Here is a 23,524-nt window from a genome sequence, read left to right as displayed (position 1 = left end):
ACCTACGCCCGCGGGGCGGGGCCGTCGAGGTGCGTGCGTCGTCGGGGTGCACGGCGGGCCTAGTGGTGGATCCGGCCGGCGCGGGTGGCCAGGCGGTCGCCCGTGCCGCCCCACTGGGCGGCGACGATCTCGGCGGCGATGCTGATCGCGGTCTCCTCGGGCGTGCGCGCGCCGAGGTCCAGGCCGATCGGGCTGGAGAGCCGGGCGAGCTCCTCGTCGGTGAGACCGGCCTCGCGCAGCCGCTCGGTGCGGTCGTCGTGGGTGCGCCGCGAGCCCATCGCCCCGACGTAGGCGACCGCGGGCAGGCGCAGCGCCACCTCGAGCAGGGGGACGTCGAACTTGGGGTCGTGGGTCAGCACCGTGACCACGGTGCGCTGGTCCACGCGGCCGGCCTCCTGCTCGGCGGTGAGGTAGCGGTGCGGCCAGTCGACGACGACCTCGTCGGCGTGGGCGAAGCGGCTGCGGGTGGCGAACACGGGCCGGGCGTCGCACACGGTGACGTGGTAGCCGAGGAACGCCCCCACCCGGGCCACCGCGGCGGCGAAGTCGATCGCGCCGAAGACCAGCATCCGCGGCTTCGGGGCGAAGCCCCACACGAAGACCCGCATGCCCTCGCCGCGGCGCTCCCCGTCGGGGCCGTAGGTCAGCGTCGCGTTGGTGCCGGCGGCGAGCAGCCCGAGGGCGTCGTCCCGTACGGCGTCGTCGGCGCGCGCCGAGCCCATCCCGAAGCCGGCGCCGGCCTCGTCGGGACGGACCACCAGCCGGCGCCCGACCCAGGCGGGGTCCGGGTGGTCGACCACGGTGGCCAGGGCGACCGGGCGACCGGACCGGATGTCGTCGGCGATCTCCCCGAGCTCGGGGAAGGTCTCCCTCGAGACCTTCTCGACGAACACGTCGAGGATCCCGCCGCAGGTCAGGCCGACGGCGAAGGCGTCGTCGTCGGAGACGCCGTAGCGCTCCAGCACGGCCTCGCCGGTGCCGACGACGGTGCCGGCGAGGTCGTAGACCGCGCCCTCGACGCAGCCGCCGGAGACGGAGCCGACCGCGGACTTGTCGGGGCCGACCAGCATGGAGGCGCCCGGGGGGCGGGGCGCGGAGCGGAACGTCGCGACGACGGTGCCGACGCCGACGGTCTCGCCGGCCTCCCACCAGGTCATCAGCTCCTCGAGGACCTCACGCACGGGCCACCACCTCCACCAGCTCGGAGAACGTCGCCAGGGAGTGCCCGGCCAGGAAGTCGTCGACGTGGGGCAGCACGGCCAGCACGCCGGCCTGCACCGGCTCGTAGCCGTCCTTGCCGCGGTGGGGGTTGACCCAGACCACGCGGTGCGAGACGCGCCGCAGCCGGGCCACCTGCTCGCCCAGCAGCCGGCAGTCGCCGCGCTCCCAGCCGTCGCTGAAGATCACCACGACCGAGCCGCGGGCCAGCCCGCGCCGGCCCCACCGGTCCACGAACACCTTGAGCGTCTCGCCCAGGCGGGTCCCGCCGGACCAGTCGGAGACGGCGTCCCCGGCGGCCACCAGCGCGCGCTCGGGGTCGCGCAGCCGCATCGCGCGGGTCAGGTGGGTCAGCCGGGTGCCGACGGTGAAGGTCTCCACCTGGCCGCCGCGGGCCGCCAGCACCGTGGTGGTGCGGTGGGCCAGGCGCAGCAGCGCGTCGGCGTACCCGCTCATCGAGCCGGAGACGTCGACCAGCAGGACCACCCGGCGCGGCTTGGTGGTGCGGCGGCGCCACACGATCTCGGTCGGCTCGCCGAGGCGGCGCAGGCTGGCCCGCAGCGTGCGCGAGGCGTCGACCTCGCCGCGGTGCCAGCGCTGGTGCCGCGCGGTGCGGCGGCGGGGCGGGCGCGGCTGGAGGGTGGCGAACATGGCCGCCAGCCGGCTCTTCTCCCCGGCGTCGAGGGTGGCGACGTCGCGGTGGCGCAGCACCTCGGCGCCGCTGGCCTTGGCCCGCACCACGTCGTCGGCCTCCTCCTCGCCGGCACCGCCGCCGGCGGGGTCGTCGAGGGGCAGCGTGGTCGGCACCGCCCGGTCGGGCGGGGAGGCGTTCCGGGCGCGGGGCAGCCCGGCCCGGTGGTCGAAGAACGCCTCGAAGACCTGGTCGTAGCGGTCGAGGTCGTCGGGCGAGCCGCACAGCGTCGCGCGCCCCGCGGCGTAGGTCGCCGAGACGTCGTCGAGCCCGACCACCGACGTGGCGGCCAGGAAGGTCTGGGAGCGGTCGGAGGTCACCGGCACGCCCGCCGCGCGGAGCGCGGTGGTGAAGGCCAGCAGGATCTCGTCGGGTCCGGGGCCCAGGAGCCCGGCGCTGACCGAGACCGTCATGTGCGCATCACCTGGTCCAGGGCGTGGCGGACCTTGTCGGCGTCCTCGCGGTACTTCACCAGCGCCCCGAGCGTGGCCGCGGAGGTCTCGAGGTCGAGCTCGGTCGCGCCGAGGTGGGCCAGGGCGCGGGCCCAGTCGAGGGTCTCCGCGACGCCCGGCGGCTTCTCGAGGTCGTCGCGCGCGCGCAGGTCCTGGACCAGCGAGACGACCTGGCGGGCCAGCACGTGGCCGATCTCGGGCGCGCGCGAGCGCATGATCTCGACCTCGCGCTCGAGGCCGGGGTGGTCGATCCAGTGGTAGAGGCAGCGACGCTTCAGGGCGTCGTGCAGCTCGCGGGTGCGGTTGGAGGTGAGCACCACCAGCGGCGGCTCGGTCGCCGCGACCGTGCCGAGCTCGGGGATGGAGACCCGGTAGGTCGAGAGCACCTCCAGCAGGAACGCCTCGAACTCGTCGTCGGCGCGGTCGACCTCGTCGACCAGCAGCACCGCGGGGCTCTGCTGGAGCGCGGCGAGGATCGGGCGGGCCAGCAGGAAGCGCTCGTCGTACAGGCTCTTCTCGGCCTCCTCGACCCCGCTGCCCGCACCGCCGGCGGCCTCGAGCGCGCGCAGGTGGAGCACCTGGCGCGGGAAGTCCCAGTCGTAGAGGGCCTGGCTGGCGTCGATCCCCTCGTAGCACTGCAGCCGCACCAGCGGGAGCCCGAACGACTCCGCAAGCGCCTCCGCGAGAGCGGTCTTGCCGGTGCCGGGCTCGCCCTCGAGCAGCAGCGGGCGCTGCATCTTGACGGCCAGGAAGGCCACCGTCGCCAGCTCGGCGTCGGCGAGGTAGCCCGTCCCGCGCAGGCGCTCGGCCATGGAGGCCGGGGACAGGTCCGGGGAGGACGCCAGTGTCACCATGCTCACAACCTAGGTCGGGGGCTGTTGGCGTGTGGTTGGTCACCGCCGAGATGACGCTCGCGGACAGCCGAGATGACCCTCGCGGCGCCTCGAGGTGACGCTCGCGGCGCCCCCAGGGCGGACGGGACCACCCGCGCGGGCCCGCGGCGCGCGGGCAGACTGCAGCGGTGAGCACCCCGGAGCCGAAGACCTGCGCGTCGTGCGGACGCACCATCGAGTGGCGCAAGAAGTGGGAGCGCGACTGGGACCAGGTGCGCTACTGCTCCACGGCCTGCCGCAAGCGGGGCGTCAGCCGTACCGACGAGGCGCTCGAGCAGAGCATCCGCGACCTGCTCGCCGCCCGCGCCCGCGGGAAGACGATCTGCCCCTCCGACGCGGCCCGCGCGGTCGGGCCCACCGACGACGAGGGCTGGCGCGAGCTGATGGAGCCGGCCCGCCGCGCCGCGCGCCGGATGGTGGCCGCGGGCGAGGTCGTCGTCACCCAGGGCGGGAAGGTCGTCGACCCGTCCACCGCCAAGGGCGCGATCCGGATCCGCCGGGCCTGACCCGTCCCGGACCGGGTGCTGCCGGGGTGCCTGCTCAGCGCCCCGCGAGCACCGCCGCGGCCGAGGTGAGCATCGGGCGGCCGACCGCGCGCGAGCCGATCGAGGTGACGTAGAGGCCGGTCGAGACCCGCTCCAGGAAGGCCCAGTCCCACACCGCGTCGGGGTCGGTGCCGGTCGCGGCGGCCGCCTGGACGCACCAGCCGCGCAGCCGTCCTGCGGCCGTCGGGGGCTCCTGCAGGGCCGAGGAGAGGTCGCGCAGGGCGACCCCCACGTCGTACGCCCGCTCGGCGACCGTGCCCTCGGCGTCGACCAGCAGCCACCCGGTGGGCGCGTCCGGCGCGCGCAGGAGGTTGGCGGGGTGGGCGTCGCCGTGGGCGACCACGCAGCGGGCCGGGTCGTGCGCCGCGGACCGGCGGGCGGCGCACCGGCGGGCGTGGTCGAGGACGGCGGGCGACGCGTCGTGCTCGGACCGGGCGGCGAGGTCGTCCAGGCCACGGGCGAGGTCGGCGGCGCGGTCGCGGACCCGCGCCGGCAGCGGCGGGGCCGGCGCGGCCCACGCCTCGACCAGGGTCGCCGTCAGGGCGGCGACGACGTCCTCGACCGGCAGCGGGGTCTGCGCCAGCGACCGCCCGAGGCCGTCCAGCAGCAGCGCCTGGCGCCGCCGGTCGTGCGCGTGCAGGCGGACGTGGCCCCGGCCCGCGGCCGCGCCCAGCACCTCCGCCTGGCGGGCGAGGTCGACGCCGGGGGCGGCGACCTTGACGACCCGCGCCTGCCCGTCGGCCGTCGTGGCCGGGGCCACCAGCCCGTTGCTGCCGCCGGGCAGCGAGCGCCGCTCCACCCGGACGCCCCACTCCTGCTCGAGCTCGTCGAGCAGGCCGGGCAGCGCGGCCAGCCAGGACTCACCCGCGGCGCCGAGGCCCGCGAGCCGGCGCCGCGCGAGCGGCTGGAGGCGCACCGTCAGGGCCGCACCCTCAGAAGAACCAGTGGACGAGCACGCCACCGAGCAGGACGACGCCGAGGGCGAGCAGCGCCACGATCCGCGGCAGCAGGCTGTGCGCGGCCACGGGTGTCGACCGGCCGGACGGGTCGACGTGGAGGGTGACCGGGGCGCCGGACGGGTGCGGGCGGCGTACGGCCGGCGGGACGGCCGTCTCGGTCTGCACACCGTCCTGGTCGGGGTGCCGCACCACCCGGTAGCGGGCGCCCTCGGTGACCCGCTGCTCCCCGGTGAACGCGCGCGGCCGTCCCGTCGTGCCGACCACGACGCCCTCCACGGTCGGCCACTGCCGGTGCACCGGACCGCCGGCGACCCAGGTGCGCAGCTGGCGCCCCCCGAGGACCAGCGCGACGACGCCGACGACGGTCGCCAGGATGCTCCACACGATCCCGCGGACGTCGCCCGGCTCGAGCGCGGCGGGGAGCAGGGTCGGCGCCGAGAGCGAGGCCAGCGAGGTCAGCAGGTGCGTGGGCGTCACACGCTGATTCTAGGAGGGCGCCGGGCGGTCCTGGTCGGCCCCCGTGGCGAGGTCGCCGCACTCGACCAGGCGGACCTCGGCGCGGTGCGCCCGCAGGTACGCCCTCGCGCCCTCGTCACCCTCCGCGGTGGCCGTCACCGCGGCCCAGTGGTCGCGGCCCAGCACGACCGGGTGGCCGGGCTCCCCGTCGTACGCCGCGCGGGCCAGCGCCCCGGGCGCCGCCTCCGGCAGCAGCCGGACGACGACGGCGGGGACGAGGTCGGGCAGGTCCACCAGGAGCACGAGCGCGGCCGCGGGCCGCTGGTCGGCGGGCTGGCCGAGGTGGGTGAGGCCGGCGGTCAGGGAGGCGGAGAGGCCCTCGGCCCACCCGTCGGCCACGACCACCTCGGCCCCGGCGGGCACCAGCGGACGGGCCTCCTCGGCCCGCGCGCCGAGCACGACCACGACGCGGTCGCAACCGCCGTCGCGGAGCACGGCGACCGCGCGGTCGAGCCAGGGCCGGCCGTCGGGGTCGCGCACCAGCGCCTTGGGCAGGCCCATCCGGCTGCCGGCACCGGCGGCGAGGAGCAGCCCGGCCGTGCCTGCACCGCCGACGCCGCCCGGGGTTCTCAGGAGAACGCCCGGTCGTAGAGCGCGCGCAGGCCCGGGTCGGCCTCGCCGCTGAAGCCGCAGAGCGTGACGGACCCGCCCGAGGCGGACACCAGGTAGGTGTCGCCCTCGGTGAACTCGGGGGCGAGCAGCAGCTGGCGGAGGCGGTCGTCGACGGGGTCGACCTCGACCGTCGCGGCCTCGCCGCCGCGGAACCAGGTGCCGACCTCGAAGACGAGGCCCGCGTCGGTGGACTCGGTCAGGGTGCCCTCGAAGGCCAGGTCCTGGTTCTGCAGGACCCGCGCGTCCGGCACCATGCAGCGCGCGCCGAGCCCCGTGTCGGGGACGGTGAGCCGGACCGCCTCGCCGGTCGGCCCCGGCACGTCGGTCGTCGGGTCGGGGTCGGCCGTCGGCGCCGTGCTGGTGGGAGCACCGGCCTCGGAACCGGCGACCTCCTCCGGTCCGCCGAGCGCGCGCACCCCGGCCCACCCCACGCCGGCGACGACCAGGACGGCGGCCGCGGCGACCACCCAGGTCAGCGGGTGGCGGTGGCGGGTCCCGGCCTCCCGGGTGGCGTACCCGTCGGGCGTGCGGTGCGGGTCGTGCTCGGTCATGGCGGCCTCCAGGGCACGGGTGCGCTCGGTGTCGGTCAGGGGCGGCAGGGCACGCGCCGGGTCGGCGGCGCGCAGCAGCGCCCGCAGGTCGTCGTCGGTCATCGGTCCCCCCTCGTCGTCGGCCTATGTCCGGCACCTGCGTCGTCCTGTCGCGCGAGCTCGGCCGCCAGCCGGGTGCGGGCGCGGGACAGCCGCGACGAGACGGCGTTCGCCGTGGTCCCGAGCACCACCGCGATCTCCCGGGGGGCCAGCTCCTCCCAGGCCCAGAGCCGCAGCACCTCGGCGTCGGTCGCCGGCAGCGCGGCCAGGGCGGGCGCGACGAGGTCGGCGCGCGGGTCACCGGGGTCCCCGGCGTGGTCGGCGTGGTCGGCGTGGTCGGTGGTGCTCGGGGGCGGGTCGACGACCGCGACCCGGGCGGCCAGGCGCCGACGCCGGCGCGCGGACCGGTCGGCGTTGGCCAGGCACAGCCGGGCGACGGCGTACGACCACGGCAGCGCACCCTCCCCCACCGGCAGCTCGTCGCGGCGGCGCCACAGCACCAGCAGGGTCTCGGCGAGCACGTCCTCGGCGGTGTCGGGGTCGGTACGCCGCGCCAGGAACCGCCGCAGCGGCTCGAGCAGCGGCTCCACCCGGGCCTCGAACCCGTCCCCGCCCGCCACGCGGCCAGCCTGGCACAGCCCCGCCGAGGTGACGCTCGCGGACAGCCGAGATGACGCTCGCGGCGCCTCGAGGTGACGTTTGCGGCGCGTCTCGCCCCGTGCTCCGGACTTCACAGCGTCGCCACAGCACGACCACACGCCCGTGCCAGCGCCGCCGCCGAGCGTGGTCGCCATGACCTCGACCGACATGCGCCCGCCGCTCCCGGCGGTCCCTCCCGCCAGTCCGCCGACCCCCGCCCGTACGCCCGGGTCCGATCTCGGCTCGCCCGGCGGCGACCGCCCGCGGTGGGCGCGCCCGGCGTACGTCGTCCTGCTGCTCGCGACCGCCGCGCTGTACCTGGTCGACCTCGGCGCCAACGGCTGGGGCAACTCGTTCTACGCCGCGGCCGCGCAGGCCGGCTCGGAGTCGTGGTCGGCCTTCTTCTACGGCGCCAGCGACGCGGCCGGCTCGATCACGGTGGACAAGACGCCGCTGTCGCTGTGGCCGATGGCGCTGTCGGTACGCCTCTTCGGGCTGTCGTCGTGGAGCCTGCTGGTGCCCCAGGCGCTGATGGGGGTCGCCACCGTCGCGCTGCTGCACCGCGTCGTGCGGCGCACCACCGGCTCCGACGAGGCCGCCCTGCTCGCCGGCGCGACGATGGCGCTGACCCCGGTGGCCGTGCTGATGTTCCGCTTCGACAACCCCGACGCCCTGCTGACCCTGCTCCTGACGGGCTCGGCGTGGGCGACGCTGCGCGGGGTCGAGGCCGGCCGTTCCGTGGCGGCCGGTCGGACCGGGCGGCCGGCGCTCTGGCTCGCGCTCGGCGGCGCGCTGGTCGGCCTGGCCTTCCTGACCAAGATGCTGCAGGCCTTCCTGGTGCTGCCCGCCCTCGCCCTGGTCTACCTCCTGCTCGCCGGGGTGCCGCTGGTGCGGCGCCTGGCCCACCTGCTCGTGGCGTTCGGCGCGATGGTCGTGGCCGGCGGCTGGTGGGTGGCCGTCGTGGAGCTCGTCCCGGCGGGGTCGCGGCCCTACGTCGGGGGTTCGCAGGGCGACTCCATCCTCGAGCTGACGCTGGGCTACAACGGTCTCGGCCGGCTCACGGGTGACGAGACCGGGTCCGTCGGAGGCGGGGGCGGGTGGGGCCAGACCGGGCTGCTGCGCCTCTTCGACGCCGAGAACGGCGGGCAGGCCTCCTGGCTGGTCCCGGCCGCGCTGCTGCTCGGCCTCACCGCCCTCGCCTGCACCCGGCGCCACCCGCTGGCCCGCGCCTCGGTCCTGCTCTGGCTCGGCTGGCTCCTGGTCACCGGGCTGACCTTCAGCCTGATGGCCGGCATCTTCCACGCCTACTACGGCGTGGCGCTGGCGCCGGCCGTCGCGGCGCTGGTCGGCACCGGCGCGTGGGCGCTGTGGCAGGCCCGGACCCGGACGGCCTCGGCGCTGCTCGGCCTGGCCGTCGCGGCCACGGCCTCGTGGGCGTTCGTGCTGCTGGGGCGCAGCGCCGACTTCCTGCCGTGGCTGCGGTGGGTCGTGCTCGTCGGCGGCCTCCTCGCGGCCGTCGGGCTCGCGGTCCGGTCCCTCCTGCCGCGGGTCCTGGTGGCCGCCGCGGTGACCATCGGGGTCCTGGCCTCCCTGGGCGGCCCGGCGGCGTACGCCGTCGACACCGCCGCGACCCCGCACACCGGCTCCATCCCGAGCGCGGGCCCGGAGGTCGCCGGCGGGATGGGCGGCCCCGGCGGGATGCCCGGGATGCCGGCGGGCGGCCCCGGCGGGACGCCCGGGGGCGGCACGGGCGGGATGCCCGGGGGCGGCACGGGCGGGTTCCCGGGCACGCCCCCGCCCGGCGGGGTGCCCGGCGGTCCCACCGGTGCGCCCCCGACGGGCGGGACGTCGCGTGGCGGGGGCGGCCTGCTCAGCGCCACCACCCCGTCCGCCGAGCTGACGGCGGTGCTGCTCGAGGACGCCGACGACTACACCTGGGTGGCCGCCACGGTCGGTGCGATGAACGCCTCCGGCTACCAGCTGGCCACGGAGCGCTCGGTGATGCCGATCGGTGGGTTCAACGGCTCCGACCCGAGCCCGACCCTGGCTGAGTTCCAGGAGCTGGTCGCCGACGGGCAGGTGCACTGGTTCCTGGCCACCGAGGGTGGCGGGACGGCGCCCGGCGGGGACGGCAGCAGCGAGATCACCGACTGGGTGGAGGCGACCTTCACGGCCACCACCGTGGACGGCACCACGCTCTACGACCTGTCGGGAGGCACGGCGTGACCGCCGTCGACCTGCACGGCGAGGGCGCCCGGAAGGCGCAGGCCGAGGCCGCCACCGTCCTCGACGTGGTGATCCCGGTGCTCGACGAGGAGGAGCAGCTCGGCGAGAGCGTGCGACGGGTGGTGGAGCACCTGCGCGGGATGCCGTGGAGCTTCACGGTGACCGTGGCGGACAACGCCAGCACCGACCGGACGCCGCAGATCGCGCGGACGCTGGCCGCGGCGTACCCGGAGGTCCGCTCGGTGCGGCTCGAGGAGCGCGGCCGCGGACGGGCGCTGCGCCGCGTGTGGTCGACGTCCGGGAGCGCGGTGCTGGTCTACATGGACGTCGACCTGTCCACCGACCTCAACGCGCTGCTGCCGCTGGTCGCGCCCCTGGTCAGCGGGCACTCCGACCTGGCGGTCGGCTCGCGGCTGTCCCGGGGCTCCCGGGTGGAGCGGGGGCCGCGGCGGGAGGTGGTCAGCCGGGGCTACAACCTGCTGCTGCGCGGGTCGTTGCGGACGCGGTTCCGCGACGCCCAGTGTGGGTTCAAGGCCGTACGCCGCGAGGTGGCGCGCGAGCTGCTGCCCCTGGTCGAGGACGAGGGCTGGTTCTTCGACACCGAGCTGCTGGTCCTGGCCGAGCGGGCCGGCCTGCGGATCCACGAGGTGCCGGTCGACTGGCGCGACGACCCCGGGAGCACGGTCGACGTGTGGCGCACCGCCCGTGACGACCTGCGCGGCGTGGCCCGCCTCGGCACGGCGCTGCTGCGCGGCCGGCTGCCGCTGCGCGAGGTCGCCGAGCAGCTGGGGCATACGAGCGCCGACGCCGGACGCGGGCGCCTGGGCAGCCAGCTCGCGGTGTTCCTGGTCGTCGGGGTCCTCTCGACGCTGGCGTACGCCGGGCTCTACCTCGTCCTGCGCGAGCCGGCCGGACCGCAGGCCGCGAACGTGCTCGCGCTGCTGCTCACCGCGGTAGCCAACACTGCGGCCAACCGACGGTTCACCTTCGGGGTACGCGGACCCGACCGGGCGTTGCAGCACCAGGCCGGCGGACTCGTGGTGCTCGGTGCCGGCCTGGTGGTGACGTCCCTGGCGCTGGCGGCGCTGCCCTCGTCGGCGAACGGCTCCGCGGCGCTGGAGGTGGTGGTGCTGACCGCGGCGAACCTCGCCGTGACCGTGCTCCGCTTCGTCGCGCTGCGGCACTGGGTCTTCCGCTGAGGGACGTCGAGGGGTGCGGCGCGCCGGAACCGTCATCTCGACGCGCCGCGAGCGTCATCTCGGCTGTCCGCGAGCGTCATCTCGGCGGTGCGGGGGACGGTGCACCCCCGTACCCCCCACAATGGGGCCTGCCGGCCGCTCCCCCGGGGCGTTCCCGGCTGCCCCTGGTCCCGGAGCGTGAGGAGCGCGGCCGATGTCGCTCGGCAGCACCCGTCCCGCCGCTCACGCCGCCGACCCGCTGACCCCCGACGAGCTGGCGGCGGCCGCGGACGTCCTCGGCCGGGTCACCGCCGCCTTCGCCAGCCGGGTCGTCGGCCAGGACCGGCTGCGACGGGCGCTGCTGGTGGCCCTGATGGCCGAGGGTCACCTGCTGGTCGAGAGCGTCCCCGGGCTGGCCAAGACCCTGGCGTCCTCGACCCTGGCCGAGGCCGTCGGGGCGTCGTTCAACCGCATCCAGTGCACGCCCGACCTGCTGCCCAGCGACATCGTCGGCACCCAGGTCTACGACCCGCGCCACCACACCTTCACCACCCAGCTCGGCCCCGTGCACGCCCACGTCGTGCTCCTCGACGAGATCAACCGGGCCAGCGCCAAGACGCAGTCGGCGATGCTCGAGGCGATGCAGGAACGACAGACCTCGATCGCCGGTGAGGTGCACCCGCTGCCCCGCCCGTTCCTGGTCCTGGCCACGCAGAACCCGCTCGAGGAGGAGGGCACCTACGTCCTCCCCCAGGCCCAGCTCGACCGGTTCCTGCTCCAGGAGGTGCTCGACTACCCGACCGCCGAGGAGGAGGTCGGGGTGCTGGACCGGGTCGACGCCGGCACGCTGGGCCGCGAGACCAGCCCGGTCGCAGCGGTGGTCGGCCCCGGCGAGGTCGAGGCGCTGCAGGCCCTGGTCGACCGGGTCTACGTCGACCCGGCCGTGCGCCGCTACATCGTCGACGTGGTGGCCGGGACCCGGGCCGTCGGGTCGCTGGTCGGACCCGAGCTCGGCGGCTACGTCGAGACCGGCGCCAGCCCGCGCGCCTCGATCGCGTTCTTCCAGGTCGCCCGGGCGCTCGCGGTCCTGCACGGGCGCCACTACGTCGTGCCCGAGGACGTACGGGAGCTGGCCCACGGGGTGCTGCGCCACCGGCTGCACCTGTCGTTCGAGGCCGTCGCCGACCGGGTGCGCCCCGAGGTCGTCGTCGACGCGGTCCTTGCCGCCGTCCCGACCCCCTGACCCGCCCGGTGACCGCCCTCGTCCCCCGGGTCCAGGCCCGCCTGGCGCTGCCCGCGCACCGGTTGGTGCGCGGGATGCTCGAGGGCGGGTACGCCGCGGTGCACACCGGTCGCGGCATCGAGCTGGCCGACCTGCGCCCCTACGTCCGCGGGGACGACCCGAAGGACCTGGAGCCCAAGGCGTCCGCGCGCAGCGGGGAGCTGCTGGTCAAGCGGTACGTCGCCGACCGCCGCCACACCGCCCTGCTGGTGGTGCCGACCGGCCGGTCGATGGCCGCCCACCGCCGCCCCGGCCCGGACGGCACCGGTGCCGGAGCCACCGCCAAGCGCGACCTCGCCGCCCTGGTCGCGGGCCTGGTCGGCTGGCTGGCGGTGCGCCACGGCGACGCGGTGTCCCTGGCCCACGGCGACGCCGGGGGCCACCACGTGCTGCGCCCGGCCGGCGGGGCCGCGCACCTCGAGCGCTGCCTGCAGGCCGCGCACGCCGCGACCACGTCGGAGGCCGCCCCCACCGACCTCGTCGGGCTGCTGCAGCACGTGGCCCGCACCGTGCGGCGGCGCACGATCCTGCTGGTGGTCTGCGACGACGTCGACGCCTCGCCCGACCTGGTGGTCGTGCTGCGACGCCTGGTCGCGCAGCACGAGGTGCTCGTCGCCGGGATCGGCGAGCTCGACCCCACCGACCCCGCCCTGGCCGGGGGCACGTGGGACCTCGACGCCGGCGCGCCGCTGCCGTCCTGGCTGCGCGAGGACCGCCGGCTGCGGTCCGAGCACGCCGCCGGCACCGCCGTCCGCACCCGCGCGCTGGCCGAGGCGGCCGCGGCGGCGGGGGCGTCGTACGAGCGGGTGGGCGACGAGGACGACGCCGTGCGCGCGGTGCTGCGCCTGCTCGAGAGGCACCGCCGTGGCCGCCGCCGGTGACGTGCGGGCCGTCGGCGACGTCGCCGGCCCGGTCGGGTACGCCGTGCCGTGGGCGCTGGTCGCCGCCGGAGCCGTGCTGCTGGTCGTCCTCTACTACGTCGTCGTGCTCGTGGCCACCCGGCCACGGCGACCCGGCGACGGCGACCGGCCGGCGGCGGGACGGGCCCGGCGTACCGCCCGGGAGGACGCCCTGGCGCGGCTCGACGAGGTGGGTGACGCCGTCGCCGCCGGCCGCAGGTCGCCGCGGGCCGGGCACCAGGAGGTCAGCGACGCGGTCCGCGCCTACCTGGCCGCGGTGACCGGCAGGCCGGCCCGGGCGATGACCCTGGCCGACGCCCGGCGCGACGGCCCGGAGGAGCTCGCGGCGCTGCTCGCGGAGGTCTACCCGCCGGAGTTCGCGCCCGGCGAGGCGCTGGCCCGGGACCGGTTCGCAGGCTCCCTGGCCCGCGCCCGCACGCTGGTGACGACGTGGGAGTGATCGCCCTGCGGTGGCCCGACGCGCTCGCCTGGCCGCTGGTGCTGCCCGCGGTCCTGGTCCTGGTCGTCGTGCTGCTGGCGTGGTGGGGGTGGCGGGTCCGCCGCGCGCGGCGGCCCGGGCGGCCCGGGCGGCCCGACCCGGTCCTGGTCGCGCACGTCGCGCGGCTCCGGGCGCTGCCGCGGCACCGCGTGCTCGTACGGCGGCGGCGGGCGCTCGGTGCGCTGCTCGCGCTCGGGGCGCTGGTGGCGGTGGCCGGGGCGGCGGTGGTCGTGGCCCGGCCGCAGGTCGAGCGGACCGAGCGGGGCGAGGAGCGCAGCCGCGACGTGATGCTCTGCCTGGACGCCTCCGCGTCGATGGACGACGACAACGTCGAGGTGGTGCGTGCGGTCCGCGACGTGGTCGGCGACCTCGAGGGCGACCGGGTCGGGCTCACCCTGTGGAGCGGCGCGGCCGTCACCGTGTTCCCGCTGACCGAGGACCGGGACTACGTCCTGGACCAGCTCGCCGTCGCGGAGCGGGCGTTCGCGGGGGGCGACGAGTCGTACTTCGCGGGGGTCCAGCTCCCCGACCCGCGCGCCTCCCTGATCGGCGACGGCCTGGTCTCGTGCGCCCAGCGCTTCGACCGGCCCGAGGAGGAGCGGGCCCGGGCGGTGGTGCTGTCCTCCGACAACGACCCGCTGGGGGCGTCGGTCTACGACCTCGACGGGGCCGCGGCGTACGCCGCCCGCCGCGACGTCCTGGTCTACGCCGTCGGCGCCCCCGACCTCGCCGGGCCCGGGCGTGAGGCGGCGCGCGCGGAGCTGGCCCGGGCCGCCGAGGCGACCGGCGGCCTGCTGGCGCTGGTCGGCAGCGACGGCGGCACCGACGCGGTCGTGGCGCGTATCGACGCCCTCGAGCGCGCGCGCGTCGAGCTGCCGCCGCGCTCCGTACGGGCCGACGCCCCCGGGTGGGCGGCCGTGGTGGCCGGCGCCGGGGTCGTGCTCGTGGTGCTGGCCTGGGTCGTCGGCGCTGCGCTGGCGCTCGGCGGCCGGGGCCGCACGGCCGGCCGGGGTGCGCGATGAGGCGGCTCGGAGTCCTCGTGCTGGTCGGCCTGCGGCGCCTGGCGCTGCTGGGCGTGCTCGCGGCGCTGCTCCTCGGCGTGGGCGACGTGGCGGCACCGGACGAGACCGGCACGCCCCCGCTGGAGGTGGTCGTCGCCGTCGACCGGACGACCTCGATGGCGGCCGACGACGACCCGGCCGGGTCGCGGCTGCTCGCCGCCCGGGCCGACGTCGCGGCCCTGGCCGGTGCGTTGCCGGCGGCCCGGTTCTCGCTGGTCGCCTTTGGCGCACGGGCCGAGGTCGAGCTGCCGCTCACGACCGACCGGGAGGCGCTGGGCGCCGAGCTCGACGCCCTCCGCCCCGAGGCGCCGACGACCGGCGCCGGCTCGGCGTTGGCCCGGCCCGTCCCCCTGCTCGCCGGGATCCTCGGCGGCGCCGCCGACCGGGCGCCGGCCGGGTCCGCGACGCCGGACCCGCAGCAGCTGCTCGTCGTGCTCACGGACGGCGAGGACACCGCGCCTGGCCCGGCCGGGTCCTGGGCGGCGCTGGCCGGCCCGGCCGACGCGGCCCTGGTGCTGGGCTACGGGACCCCGGCCGGCGGTCGGATGCCGCTCCCCGACGGCAGCGGCCCGGTGACCGATCCCGCGACCGGGGCGCCCGCGGTCTCCCGGCGCGACGACGTCGCCCTGACCCGGATCGCCGACGAGGTCGGCGGCGACTACCTGCCCCGCACCGGTGAGGTCACGCCGGCCGGCGAGGCCGCGATCGACGCGGCGGCCGAGCGGCTGCGGGGCGACGCGTACGCCGACGTCGCCCCCGCCGTACCCGGCCGGCAGCTCGGCTGGGTCTGGGGGGCGCTGCTGCTCCTGCTGGCCCTGCCCGAGCTGCGGCTGGGCTGGCGGCGCTGGCTCGAGGCCCGTCACGAGGCGGCGCTCGGGCGGGCCGCGCGGCGGGAGGCGGCCCGGTGAGCGGGCGCGAGGCCTGGCGACGGCGCCTGCTGCTGGCCGGCGTCCTGCCGGCGCTGGCGGCCGCGGCGCTCTCGCTCGAGGTGGCGGTGGTGCTGCACCACGACGCGGAGGGCCGGGGGGCGCTGGACGACGGCGCGCCCGCCCGGGCCGTGGAGGCGTACGCCGCCAACCGCACGCTCAACGTGCTGGAGCCGTGGGTCGCGCCGTACGACGAGGCCACCGCGCGGTTCCGCGCCGGCGACCCGGCCGGGGCGGTGCGGGGCTACACCGACGCCCTGGCCCTGGCTCCGGCCGCGCAAGAGTGCCGGGTGCGGACCGACCTGGCGCTGGCCCACGGCGCGGCCGGCGCACCGTCGCGGGGCGTCCGGGCGCTGGCCGACTGCCCCGCCAGCGACGGGCGGGCCGCGGAGGCCCTCGCGGCGCTGGAGGAGCAGGCAGCGGCCGAGGAGGCCGCGGACTCCGACGAGCAGGCGGAGGCACCCCCGGAGGCGCCCCCCGGCTCCGACGGCCGGCAGGGCGCCGGCCAGCAGGAGCAGGCCGCCCGGCAGGGCGAGCTGCGCGAGCGCAACGACCGCGGCCAGGAGCGCCGTCAACGGGCCGAGGACCGGGACGACCAGACCGGCGTCGGCGACAGGCAGGGCCAGGGCCGGGGCCAGCCGGACCCGGGCGAGGCGGGCACCCCGGCGTACTCCTGGTAGCCGGGACGACCCGGGCTACGACGGGGCGCCGGAAGCGTCATCTCGACGCGCCGCGAGCGTCATCTCGGCTGTCCGCGAGCGTCATCTCGGCTGTCCGCGAGCGTCATCTCGGCTGTCCGCGAGCGTCATCTCGGCGTGGCGACGGCCCGCCCGAGCAGTGCTCGGACGGGCCGTCGGGTGGTGCAGGTGGTGCGGGTGCTGCTCACGCAGCGGCGGGACTCAGAAGTCCATGCCGCCCATGCCGCCGGACGGGTCGGGCATGGCCCCGGCCTTCTCCGGCTTGTCGGCCACGACGGCCTCGGTGGTGAGGAAGAGCGCCGCGATGGAGGCGGCGTTCTGCAGCGCGGAGCGGGTGACCTTGGCGGGGTCGATGATGCCCTCGGCGAGCATGTCGACGTACTCGCCGGTCGCGGCGTTGAGGCCGTGACCCGGGGTCAGGTTGCGCACCTTCTCCGCCACGACGCCGCCCTCGAGGCCGGCGTTGATCGCGATCTGCTTCAGCGGGGCCTCGGTCGCGTAGCGCACGATGTTGGCACCGGTCGCCTCGTCGCCCTCGAGCTCGAGCTTGGCGAAGGCCTCGGCCGCAGCCTGGACCAGCGCCACGCCGCCACCGGCGACGATGCCCTCCTCGACGGCCGCCTTGGCGTTGCGCACGGCGTCCTCGATGCGGTGCTTGCGCTCCTTGAGCTCGACCTCGGTGGCCGCGCCGACCTTGATCACCGCGACACCGCCGGCCAGCTTGGCCAGGCGCTCCTGCAGCTTCTCGCGGTCGTAGTCGGAGTCGGAGTTCTCGATCTCGGCACGGATCTGGTTGACCCGACCGGCGATCTGGTCCTGGTCGCCGGCACCCTCGACGATGGTGGTCTCGTCCTTGGTGATGACGACCTTGCGGGCCTGGCCGAGCAGCTCGAGGCCGGTCGACTCGAGCTTGAGGCCGACCTCCTCGGAGATGACCTGGCCGCCGGTGAGGATCGCGATGTCCTGCAGCATGGCCTTGCGGCGGTCGCCGAAGCCGGGGGCCTTGACGGCCACGGACTTGAAGGTGCCGCGGATCTTGTTCACGACCAGGGTCGAGAGCGCCTCGCCGTCGACGTCCTCGGAGAGGATCAGCAGGGGCTTGCCCGACTGCATGACCTTCTCGAGGATCGGCAGGAGGTCCTTGACGTTCGAGACCTTCTGGTTGGCGATCAGGATGTAGGGGTCCTCGAGGACCGTCTCCATCCGCTCGGTGTCGGTGACGAAGTAGGCCGAGATGTAGCCCTTGTCGAAGCGCATCCCCTCGGTCAGCTCGAGGTCAAGGCCGAAGGTGTTCGACTCCTCGACGGTGATGACGCCTTCCTTGCCGACCTTGTCCATCGCCTCGGCGATGATCTCGCCGACGATCGGGTCCGCGGCGGAGATCGACGCGGTGGCGGCGATCTGCTCCTTGGTCTCGATGTCGGTGGCCATCGAGAGCAGCTTCTCGGAGACCGCGGCGACCGCAGCCTCGATGCCGCGCTTGAGGCTCATCGGGTTCGCGCCGGCCGCGACGTTGCGCAGGCCCTCGCGGACCATGGCCTGGGCCAGGACGGTCGCGGTGGTCGTACCGTCACCGGCGACGTCGTCGGTCTTCTTGGCGACCTCCTTGACCAGCTCGGCGCCGATCTTCTCGTAGGGGTCCTCGAGCTCGATCTCCTTGGCGATGCTCACACCGTCGTTGGTGATCGTGGGGGCACCCCACTTCTTCTCCAGGACCACGTTGCGGCCCTTGGGACCGAGGGTGACCTTCACGGCGTCGGCGAGCGTGTTCATGCCACGCTCCAGGCCGCGCCGGGCCTCTTCGTCAAATGCAATCAGCTTCGGCATAACTCCTGCGATTCCTCACGCTTAGAGTCGGTGGGACCGAGTCGGTGGGCTGCCCGCGACGGACGGTCCAGCGGCTCCGGCGAACCCTTTCTCGCCGGCGCGTGGACCTCAGCTTGCACCGCTTCGGTTTGTCACTCTCATGGTAAGAGTGCCAGCGAAATGTCTAGCACTCGGCCCCGTCGAGTGCAAACGTCACGGCGAGGTACGCCCGGGATCAGCGGGCCGCCAGCGCCCGCACCACGGTGGCGGCGAACGCCGTGGCGTTGCCCGGCACCAGGTCCAGGTAGAGCCCGGGCTCGATCACCTCGACCTCGCTGACGCACAGCTCGCCGTGGACCTCGAGCAGGTCCACCCGCCCGTACGGCAGCGGCCCGCCGTGGCGCTCCCCCACCACCGCCATCGTGCGCTCGGCCAGCGCGACCGCCGCCGGGTCGGGGGCGACCGGGCGCATCATGCCGCCGTAGCGCGGGTGCACCCGCACCTCGTCGTCCTCGCCCGCGGCGACCTTGTCGACCTGCGAGACGACCCGGCCGTCGAGCACGAACAGCGACCGCTCGCCGGTGGTGCGCACCGAGGCCACCAACGGCTGCAGCAGCCAGGCGTCCCCGCCGAGCGCGGAGAGCCGCGGGTCGTCGGACCGCGACGCGACCACGACGCCGGTGCCGCCGGCCCCCGTGCGGGGCTTCAGGACGACCGTGCCGTGGCGCGCGAGCCCGGCCTCCAGCGCCGGGACCAGGCCGGGTGCGTCGACGAGCTCGGTGGGCACGACCGGCAGGTCCTCGGCCAGGTCGAGCAGGTAGGACTTGTCGGCGTTCCACGCCATCACCGCGGCGTTGCCGAGCAGGTGGCCGTCGGCCTCCACCCGGCGGGTCCAGGCCAGGAACGCGGGCAGCCGGCGGTGGTAGTCCCAGGTCGAGCGGACCGCCACCAGGTCGGCCGCGGCCCAGTCGACCGCCGGGTCGCTCCACACCGCCCAGGAGGCGTCGACGCCGGCGGCACCCAGCGCCTCGGGCAGCAGGTGCCCGCCGCCCTCGCCGGCGGGCAGGAGGTCGAAGGTGGCCAGCAGGACGGTCGGTCGGGTGCTCACGTCGCCCATCCTCGTGCCGTGCCGGCCCGCGCGACCGGCTGGGTCACACCGGGACGGGGGCCAGGTGCCCGAACGGGACCTCCTCGGCCGCGCCGAGCGCGGCCAGCACCGAGGGCAGCAGGGCGCTGGCGGTGCGCTTGTAGCCCAGCGGGCTGGGGTGGAACCGGTCCAGGCTGAACATCTCGTCGGGGTTGGTGATGAAGAACGGGCCGACGACCCGGGCCAGGGACACCGCGTACGCCCCGGCGACCACCGCCGCCACCTCCTGCGCCGCCGCCAGCTGCCGCGAGGCGCGCGAGCCCAGGCTGCGCAGCGGCTGCGGCACCGGGCGCAGCAGGCCGAGGTCCGGGCAGGTGCCGACCACGACGCCGGTGCCGACCGCGCGCAGCCGACGGATGCAGACCGCGAGGGACTCGACGCTGTCGGCCACCGGCACCCGGTGGGTGACGTCGTTGCCGCCGACGACGATCACCGCCACGTCGGGCCGGTAGGTCGCCGGCAGGCCGTCGAGCTGGGCGGCCAGCGCCGCGGACTCCGAGCCGACGACGGCGACGGTGCGCAGGCGTACGGGGCGTCCCAGCCGCTTGGCCAGCCCCTTGGCCAGCCGCGCACCGAGGGTCTCCTTGCGCCGGTCGGCGCCGAGGCCGGCGGCGATCGAGTCGCCGAGGAGCAGCAGCTCGACGGGGCGGCCCTCGTAGGAGCTCTTCCACACCCGGTCGGCCTGCGGCGGCGTCTCCCCCAGCGGCTTGCCGATCAGCCGACGGGCGTGCTCGGCCTGGCGGTGGAGCAGCTCGCGGGCGCCGTAGAAGCCGCCTCCGCCGGTCACGCCGGCGACGGCGGCCCCCACGCCGAGAACGATCAGTCGTTGTCGATGGGTCACCGGACGGTTACACCACACGCGCTTGAACGGCGTGTGTCGTCGTCGTGTGCAGCGCGTGTCGGGACGCGATCAGCCCCCCGCGACGGCGGGGATGACCGAGACCTTCACGCCGTCGGGCGTGGGCGTGGCCAGGTCGTCGAGGAAGCGCACGTCCTCGTCACCGACGTAGACGTTGACGAAGCGGCGCAGCTTGCCGTTGTCGTCCAGGATCCGGGCGCGGATCCCGGCGTACGACGCGTCGAGGTCGTCGAGCACCTCCGCCAGGGTGGCGCCCTCGGCGGAGACCTCGGAGTCACCCCCGGTGTAGCTGCGCAGGATGGTCGGGACGCGGACGGACACGCTCACGGGTGCAGGTCTCCTCGGGTGTCGGGGGTACGGACGGGTGGTGCAGCGCGGGCCGTGGGCCCGGCTCAGGCGATGCCGGTGGCCACGAACGCGGCGTACGACGGGGCGATCGTGGCGGCGGGACCGACGTGGTCGGCGACGGCGTCGAGGGTCTTCAGGCCCATCCCGGTGTTGATCACCACGGTCTCGGCGTCGGGGTCCAGCTGGCCGGTCTCGACCAGCTTCTTCAGCACGCCCACGGTGGTGCCGCCGGCGGTCTCGGTGAAGATGCCCTCGGTGCGGGCCAGCAGGAGGATGCCCTGGCGGACCTCGTCGTCGGTGATGTCCTCGACCGCGCCGCCGGTGGTGCGGCAGACGTCGAGGACGTAGATGCCGTCCGCGGGGTTGCCGATGGCCAGGCTCTTGGCGATGGTGTCCGGCTTGACCGGGCGGATCGCGTCGACGCCGTCCTTGAAGGCGACCGAGACCGGCGAGCAGCCGGTGGCCTGGGCGCCGAAGATCTTGACCGGCTTGTCCTCGACCAGGCCGAGGCGCACCAGCTCGCCGAAGGCCTTGTGCACCTTGGTCAGCTGGGAGCCGGAGGCGACCGGGATGACGACCTGGTCGGGCAGGCGCCACCCGAGCTGCTCGGCGATCTCGTAGCCCAGGGTCTTGGAGCCCTCGGCGTAGAACGGGCGGACGTTGACGTTCACGAACGCCCAGCCGTCCTCCTCGCCGGCGATCTCGGAGGCCAGCTTGTTGACGTCGTCGTAGTTGCCGTCGACGGCCACGAGCTGCTCGGTGTAGACCGCGGAGTTGACCTGCTTGGGCTTCTCCAGGTTGCTGGGGATGAAGACCACGGTCTTGATCCCGGCGCGGGCCCCGGCGGCCGCCACGGCGTTGGCCAGGTTGCCGGTCGAGGGGCAGGCGAAGACCTTCGCCTTGAACTCGGTCGCGGCGCTCAGCGCGCAGGCCACGACGCGGTCCTTGAAGGAGTTCGTCGGGTTGGTCGAGTCGTCCTTGACCCACAGGTTGCTCAGGCCGAGCTCCCGGCCGAGGTTGCCGGCCCGGAGCAGCCGGGTGAAGCCGGGCTCCATGTTGGGGCTCTGCTCGATGTCGTCGGGCACCGGCAGCAGCGCCTTGTAGCGCCAGATGTTGCGCGGGCCGGCCTCGATCTCCTCGCGGGTCACGGTCGGGAAGTCGTAGGCCACCTCGAGGGGGCCGAAGCACTCCGGGCACGCGTAGTGCGGGCCGAGCTCGACCTCGTGGCCGCACTCGCGACAGCTCAGGCCGGTGGCGTTGCCGAACGCGCGCTCGCGCAGGCCGGCGGTCTCACCGTTCGTGTCGGGGTCGGGGACCCCGGTCTTCTCGGCAGTCAGGGCGCTCATGAGAAACCTCCTCCTCATCTTCCCCGGGCGACTTTCGCACCGGGCCGGAGTTAGCACCGTTTCCACTCACCCCTGCTTGCCGTCCGGGGGTCCGGGCGGGTAGCTGGGCGGAGGCTCGTGGCGGTTGCCGGGACTTCGACGGGCCGTTCCCTCAGTCCCTCTTGATGAGCTGCGCTCGACAGTACAGGCCCCCGTCTCAGCATGCGTCACCCCGTACCGACATGCGGACGGCGCCGACGGTTCACCGTCCGTCCGCCGTGCGGCCGACGACGAGGGCGACCGTGGCCCCTCAGGGTCCGGCGCCCAGGCCACGCGACCCCCTCGGAGAGAGAACCACCGATGACCCACGAGCACGAGCACGATGCCCACACCCCCGACCACGCGCACGCCGAGACCCACTCGCACGGGCACCCGCACGAGCACCCGCACGAGCACCGTCCGGTCGACGGCCTGACCGCGTCCGTCGCGGCCGCCGACGCCGAGGGCGTCCCGGACCGGGACCTGTCCCCGTCGGAGCTGTCGCGCCGCAACCTGCTGCGGATGGCCGGCGTCACCGGCGGCACCGCCGCGCTCGGGATGGCCGGGATGACCGGGGTCGGCGCCGGGTCCGCGGCCGCCGCCCCCTCGCCCGTCGCCCGCCCCGGCAAGGGCGGCGGCCCGGTCCGGTTCTGGCTGGCCGGCGACCACCACATCCACACCCAGCACTCCTCGGACGGGCAGTACACCGTGCTCGACCAGACGCAGCACGGCGCGGCGTACGGCCTGGACTGGATGGTCATCACCGACCACGGCGGCCCCACCCACGCCCGCCTCGGCGTCGACCTGGTCAACCCCGACATCCGCGCGGCGCGCGAGGAGCTCGCCGGCACCCTGATCTTCCAGGGCCTGGAGTGGAACATCCCCGCCGCCGAGCACGGCACCGTCTTCGTGGCGCCCGGCGACAACGAGGTCACGGTGCTCAAGCAGTTCGAGAACCGCTTCGACGGCGGCGTGGCCACCGACCCCGACGAGGCCCTGGCCGTGGCCGGCGTGCAGTGGCTCGGCCGGCAGGTCGACCGCCGCCGCGTCGACGACGCCCTGTTCCTGGCCAACCACCCCTCCCGCAACGGCATCGACAGCCCGCACGAGATCCGGGCCTGGCGCGACGCCGACCCGAGGATCGCTATCGGCTTCGAGGGTGCCCCGGGCCACCAGGCCGCCGGCCTGCCCGCCGGGTACGGCCCCGGCGAGGCCCGTGGGTACTACGGCAACGCCGCCCGGCCGGACTCCTTCCCCGGGTTCCCGCCCGAGAGCTACCGCACCTGGGGCGGCTTCGACTTCATGACCTCGACCGTCGGCGGGCTGTGGGACAGCCTGCTGGCCGAGGGCAAGCCCTGGTCGATCAGCGCCAACTCCGACTCCCACGTCAACTGGAGCGACACCTCCCGGCGCCCCGACGGCTCCGACCGCACCCAGTTCGACGCCGACGGCCGCTACGGCGACCCGGTCTACGCCGGGGAGATCAACCTGGCGGCCGGCGACTTCTGGCCCGGGTTCTACGGGCGCACCCACGTCGGGGCGACCCGTCGCGGCTACGCCGCGGTGATGGCGGGCATGCGCGCCGGACGGATCTGGGTCGACCACGGCCGCTTGGTCGAGGCCGTCGACGTCACGGTCCGCGCCCGTGGTCGCGACGGCATGCGCGAGGCGACCCTCGGCGGGACCCTGGCCCCGCGCCGCGGCGAGCGGGTCCAGCTCGTGGTCACCGTGACCTCGCAGCCGCTGCCCAACTGGGCGGGCTTCACCCCGTCGCTGAACCGGGTGGACCTGGTCCGCGGCGCGGTCGAGACCCGGTCCGGCTCCGCCACGGCCGACCCCGACCGCTTCCTGGCGCCCGACACGAAGGTCGTCAAGCAGTGGGACACCTCGGGCCGCACCGGCACCTTCCGGCTGCGCTACGACCTCGGGGAGGCCGACGAGGCCTTCTACGTGCGGCTGCGTGGCACCGACGGCAACCGTCAGCAGCCCGGTTTCCTCGGCGCGGACGTGGACCCGGCCGGGCCGGCGATCGACGTCGTCGGCGACGCCGACCCGTGGGCGGACCTGTGGTTCTACACGAACCCGGTCTGGGTGGCACCGGTCCGATGAGCGTCGC

Annotated in this window: 23 protein-coding genes and 1 riboswitch; of the genes, 10 read left to right on the top strand and 13 right to left on the bottom strand. The window is 75.9% G+C overall.

Annotation, left to right across the window (positions count from 1 at the left end; genetic code table 11):
• Nucleotides 1-59: 59 nt before the first annotated feature.
• Genes ENKNEFLB_RS04815 through ENKNEFLB_RS04805 form a run of 3 tightly spaced genes read right to left on the bottom strand, consistent with a single transcriptional unit; the run spans nucleotide 60 to nucleotide 3,215 of the window.
• Nucleotides 60-1,181: an XdhC family protein gene (locus ENKNEFLB_RS04815; RefSeq protein ID WP_214058156.1), complete on the bottom strand. Its 1,122-nt coding sequence runs from the start codon at nucleotides 1,179-1,181 to the stop codon at nucleotides 60-62.
• The gene (locus ENKNEFLB_RS04810) at nucleotides 1,174-2,322 is read right to left on the bottom strand and encodes a vWA domain-containing protein (RefSeq protein ID WP_214058155.1); all 1,149 of its coding nucleotides are present in this window, start codon (nucleotides 2,320-2,322) and stop codon (nucleotides 1,174-1,176) included. Before ENKNEFLB_RS04810 ends, ENKNEFLB_RS04815 begins: the two co-directional genes overlap by 8 nt.
• A complete protein-coding gene (locus ENKNEFLB_RS04805) occupies nucleotides 2,319-3,215 on the bottom strand; it encodes an AAA family ATPase (protein WP_214058154.1) in 897 nt (298 codons plus the stop codon). The genes ENKNEFLB_RS04810 and ENKNEFLB_RS04805 overlap by 4 nt, the downstream gene beginning before the upstream one ends.
• 167 nt (nucleotides 3,216-3,382) lie before the next feature.
• Here ENKNEFLB_RS04805 and ENKNEFLB_RS04800 point away from each other — a divergent pair, with 167 nt between their 5' ends.
• Nucleotides 3,383-3,760 carry a DUF2256 and DUF3253 domain-containing protein gene (locus ENKNEFLB_RS04800; protein ID WP_214059323.1) on the top strand — a complete coding sequence of 126 codons (378 nt, stop codon included), beginning with the start codon at nucleotides 3,383-3,385 and terminating at the stop codon, nucleotides 3,758-3,760.
• Nucleotides 3,761-3,794: 34 nt separating this feature from the next.
• Here ENKNEFLB_RS04800 and ENKNEFLB_RS04795 read toward each other — a convergent pair whose 3' ends face one another.
• From ENKNEFLB_RS04795 to ENKNEFLB_RS04775, 5 genes are read right to left on the bottom strand one after another with little or no spacing between them, the layout of a single operon-like run.
• The gene (locus tag ENKNEFLB_RS04795; RefSeq protein ID WP_214058153.1) at nucleotides 3,795-4,715 is read right to left on the bottom strand and encodes an aminoglycoside phosphotransferase family protein; all 921 of its coding nucleotides are present in this window, start codon (nucleotides 4,713-4,715) and stop codon (nucleotides 3,795-3,797) included.
• 16 nt (nucleotides 4,716-4,731) lie between these two features.
• On the bottom strand, nucleotides 4,732-5,235 hold the full coding sequence (locus tag ENKNEFLB_RS04790) for a DUF3592 domain-containing protein (protein ID WP_214058152.1): 504 nt from the start codon (nucleotides 5,233-5,235) through the stop codon (nucleotides 4,732-4,734).
• Between the two features lie 9 nt (nucleotides 5,236-5,244).
• A complete protein-coding gene (locus ENKNEFLB_RS04785) occupies nucleotides 5,245-5,805 on the bottom strand; it encodes a nucleotidyltransferase family protein (RefSeq protein ID WP_275955960.1) in 561 nt (186 codons plus the stop codon).
• Between the two features lie 38 nt (nucleotides 5,806-5,843).
• Entirely contained in the window at nucleotides 5,844-6,539 is a 696-nt protein-coding gene (locus ENKNEFLB_RS04780) for a hypothetical protein (RefSeq protein WP_214058150.1), read from the bottom strand.
• Nucleotides 6,536-7,096 (bottom strand): RNA polymerase sigma factor, encoded by a 561-nt coding sequence (locus ENKNEFLB_RS04775; RefSeq protein WP_246535844.1) that lies wholly within the window; start codon nucleotides 7,094-7,096, stop codon nucleotides 6,536-6,538. The genes ENKNEFLB_RS04780 and ENKNEFLB_RS04775 overlap by 4 nt, the downstream gene beginning before the upstream one ends.
• A gap of 172 nt (nucleotides 7,097-7,268) precedes the next feature.
• On the opposite strand from ENKNEFLB_RS04775, the gene ENKNEFLB_RS04770 reads away from it, so the two are divergent.
• The 8 genes from ENKNEFLB_RS04770 to ENKNEFLB_RS04735 all read left to right on the top strand — a co-directional run bounded on the left by ENKNEFLB_RS04770 (nucleotide 7,269) and on the right by ENKNEFLB_RS04735 (nucleotide 15,866).
• Nucleotides 7,269-9,341: a glycosyltransferase family 39 protein gene (locus ENKNEFLB_RS04770; RefSeq protein WP_214058149.1), complete on the top strand. Its 2,073-nt coding sequence runs from the start codon at nucleotides 7,269-7,271 to the stop codon at nucleotides 9,339-9,341.
• Complete coding sequence (locus tag ENKNEFLB_RS04765) at nucleotides 9,338-10,540, top strand: bifunctional glycosyltransferase family 2/GtrA family protein (RefSeq protein WP_246535843.1); 1,203 nt, start codon at nucleotides 9,338-9,340, stop codon at nucleotides 10,538-10,540. The genes ENKNEFLB_RS04770 and ENKNEFLB_RS04765 overlap by 4 nt, the downstream gene beginning before the upstream one ends.
• A 193-nt stretch (nucleotides 10,541-10,733) precedes the next feature.
• Nucleotides 10,734-11,762, top strand: coding sequence for an AAA family ATPase (locus ENKNEFLB_RS04760; RefSeq protein ID WP_214058148.1), 1,029 nt, complete (start codon nucleotides 10,734-10,736; stop codon nucleotides 11,760-11,762).
• A gap of 8 nt (nucleotides 11,763-11,770) precedes the next feature.
• On the top strand, nucleotides 11,771-12,682 hold the full coding sequence (locus ENKNEFLB_RS04755) for a DUF58 domain-containing protein (protein WP_214058147.1): 912 nt from the start codon (nucleotides 11,771-11,773) through the stop codon (nucleotides 12,680-12,682).
• The gene (locus ENKNEFLB_RS04750) at nucleotides 12,666-13,160 is read left to right on the top strand and encodes a hypothetical protein (RefSeq protein ID WP_214058146.1); all 495 of its coding nucleotides are present in this window, start codon (nucleotides 12,666-12,668) and stop codon (nucleotides 13,158-13,160) included. Before ENKNEFLB_RS04755 ends, ENKNEFLB_RS04750 begins: the two co-directional genes overlap by 17 nt.
• Complete coding sequence (locus ENKNEFLB_RS04745; RefSeq protein WP_214058145.1) at nucleotides 13,151-14,221, top strand: VWA domain-containing protein; 1,071 nt, start codon at nucleotides 13,151-13,153, stop codon at nucleotides 14,219-14,221. Before ENKNEFLB_RS04750 ends, ENKNEFLB_RS04745 begins: the two co-directional genes overlap by 10 nt.
• Nucleotides 14,218-15,168 (top strand): VWA domain-containing protein, encoded by a 951-nt coding sequence (locus tag ENKNEFLB_RS04740; protein ID WP_214058144.1) that lies wholly within the window; start codon nucleotides 14,218-14,220, stop codon nucleotides 15,166-15,168. Before ENKNEFLB_RS04745 ends, ENKNEFLB_RS04740 begins: the two co-directional genes overlap by 4 nt.
• A complete protein-coding gene (locus ENKNEFLB_RS04735; RefSeq protein ID WP_214058143.1) occupies nucleotides 15,165-15,866 on the top strand; it encodes a hypothetical protein in 702 nt (233 codons plus the stop codon). Before ENKNEFLB_RS04740 ends, ENKNEFLB_RS04735 begins: the two co-directional genes overlap by 4 nt.
• Before the next feature lie 219 nt (nucleotides 15,867-16,085).
• Here the strand turns inward: ENKNEFLB_RS04735 and groL are convergent, their stop codons facing one another.
• The 5 genes from groL to thrC form a co-directional block, all read right to left on the bottom strand.
• The gene (gene groL, locus ENKNEFLB_RS04730) at nucleotides 16,086-17,711 is read right to left on the bottom strand and encodes a chaperonin GroEL (protein ID WP_214058142.1); all 1,626 of its coding nucleotides are present in this window, start codon (nucleotides 17,709-17,711) and stop codon (nucleotides 16,086-16,088) included.
• Nucleotides 17,712-17,925: 214 nt separating this feature from the next.
• Complete coding sequence (locus tag ENKNEFLB_RS04725) at nucleotides 17,926-18,798, bottom strand: ATP-grasp domain-containing protein (protein ID WP_214058141.1); 873 nt, start codon at nucleotides 18,796-18,798, stop codon at nucleotides 17,926-17,928.
• Nucleotides 18,799-18,841: 43 nt separating this feature from the next.
• Complete coding sequence (locus ENKNEFLB_RS04720) at nucleotides 18,842-19,645, bottom strand: SGNH/GDSL hydrolase family protein (RefSeq protein ID WP_246535842.1); 804 nt, start codon at nucleotides 19,643-19,645, stop codon at nucleotides 18,842-18,844.
• A 102-nt stretch (nucleotides 19,646-19,747) separates the two neighbouring features.
• A complete protein-coding gene (locus tag ENKNEFLB_RS04715; RefSeq protein WP_214058139.1) occupies nucleotides 19,748-20,023 on the bottom strand; it encodes a MoaD/ThiS family protein in 276 nt (91 codons plus the stop codon).
• A 65-nt stretch (nucleotides 20,024-20,088) separates the two neighbouring features.
• Nucleotides 20,089-21,390: a threonine synthase gene (gene thrC, locus ENKNEFLB_RS04710; protein WP_214058138.1), complete on the bottom strand. Its 1,302-nt coding sequence runs from the start codon at nucleotides 21,388-21,390 to the stop codon at nucleotides 20,089-20,091.
• An 11-nt stretch (nucleotides 21,391-21,401) separates the two neighbouring features.
• Nucleotides 21,402-21,561: riboswitch (SAM riboswitch) on the bottom strand.
• A gap of 168 nt (nucleotides 21,562-21,729) precedes the next feature.
• Between thrC and ENKNEFLB_RS04705 the strand changes: the two genes are divergently transcribed.
• Complete coding sequence (locus ENKNEFLB_RS04705; RefSeq protein WP_214058137.1) at nucleotides 21,730-23,517, top strand: CehA/McbA family metallohydrolase domain-containing protein; 1,788 nt, start codon at nucleotides 21,730-21,732, stop codon at nucleotides 23,515-23,517.
• The last annotated feature ends 7 nt before the right edge of the window (nucleotides 23,518-23,524 follow it).

It is taken from the genome of Nocardioides aquaticus, from assembly GCF_018459925.1.
GTDB classification, from domain to species: Bacteria; Actinomycetota; Actinomycetes; order Propionibacteriales; family Nocardioidaceae; genus Nocardioides; species Nocardioides aquaticus.
The sequence above is the reverse complement of the archived record's forward strand: the minus strand, read 5'-3'. Positions and strand labels throughout refer to the sequence as shown.

Excerpts from the sequence above, each read along its gene's own strand:
- ENKNEFLB_RS04810 (WP_214058155.1), bottom strand. The coding sequence starts at position 2,322 with ATGACGGTCTCGGTCAGCGCCGGGCTCCTGGGCCCCGGACCCGACGAG.
- ENKNEFLB_RS04805 (WP_214058154.1), bottom strand. The coding sequence starts at position 3,215 with ATGGTGACACTGGCGTCCTCCCCGGACCTGTCCCCGGCCTCCATGGCC.
- ENKNEFLB_RS04780 (WP_214058150.1), bottom strand. The coding sequence starts at position 6,539 with ATGACCGACGACGACCTGCGGGCGCTGCTGCGCGCCGCCGACCCGGCG.
- ENKNEFLB_RS04770 (WP_214058149.1), top strand. The coding sequence starts at position 7,269 with ATGACCTCGACCGACATGCGCCCGCCGCTCCCGGCGGTCCCTCCCGCC.
- ENKNEFLB_RS04760 (WP_214058148.1), top strand. The coding sequence starts at position 10,734 with ATGTCGCTCGGCAGCACCCGTCCCGCCGCTCACGCCGCCGACCCGCTG.
- ENKNEFLB_RS04740 (WP_214058144.1), top strand. The coding sequence starts at position 14,218 with ATGAGGCGGCTCGGAGTCCTCGTGCTGGTCGGCCTGCGGCGCCTGGCG.
- groL (WP_214058142.1), bottom strand. The coding sequence starts at position 17,711 with ATGCCGAAGCTGATTGCATTTGACGAAGAGGCCCGGCGCGGCCTGGAG.
- thrC (WP_214058138.1), bottom strand. The coding sequence starts at position 21,390 with ATGAGCGCCCTGACTGCCGAGAAGACCGGGGTCCCCGACCCCGACACG.
- ENKNEFLB_RS04705 (WP_214058137.1), top strand. The coding sequence starts at position 21,730 with ATGACCCACGAGCACGAGCACGATGCCCACACCCCCGACCACGCGCAC.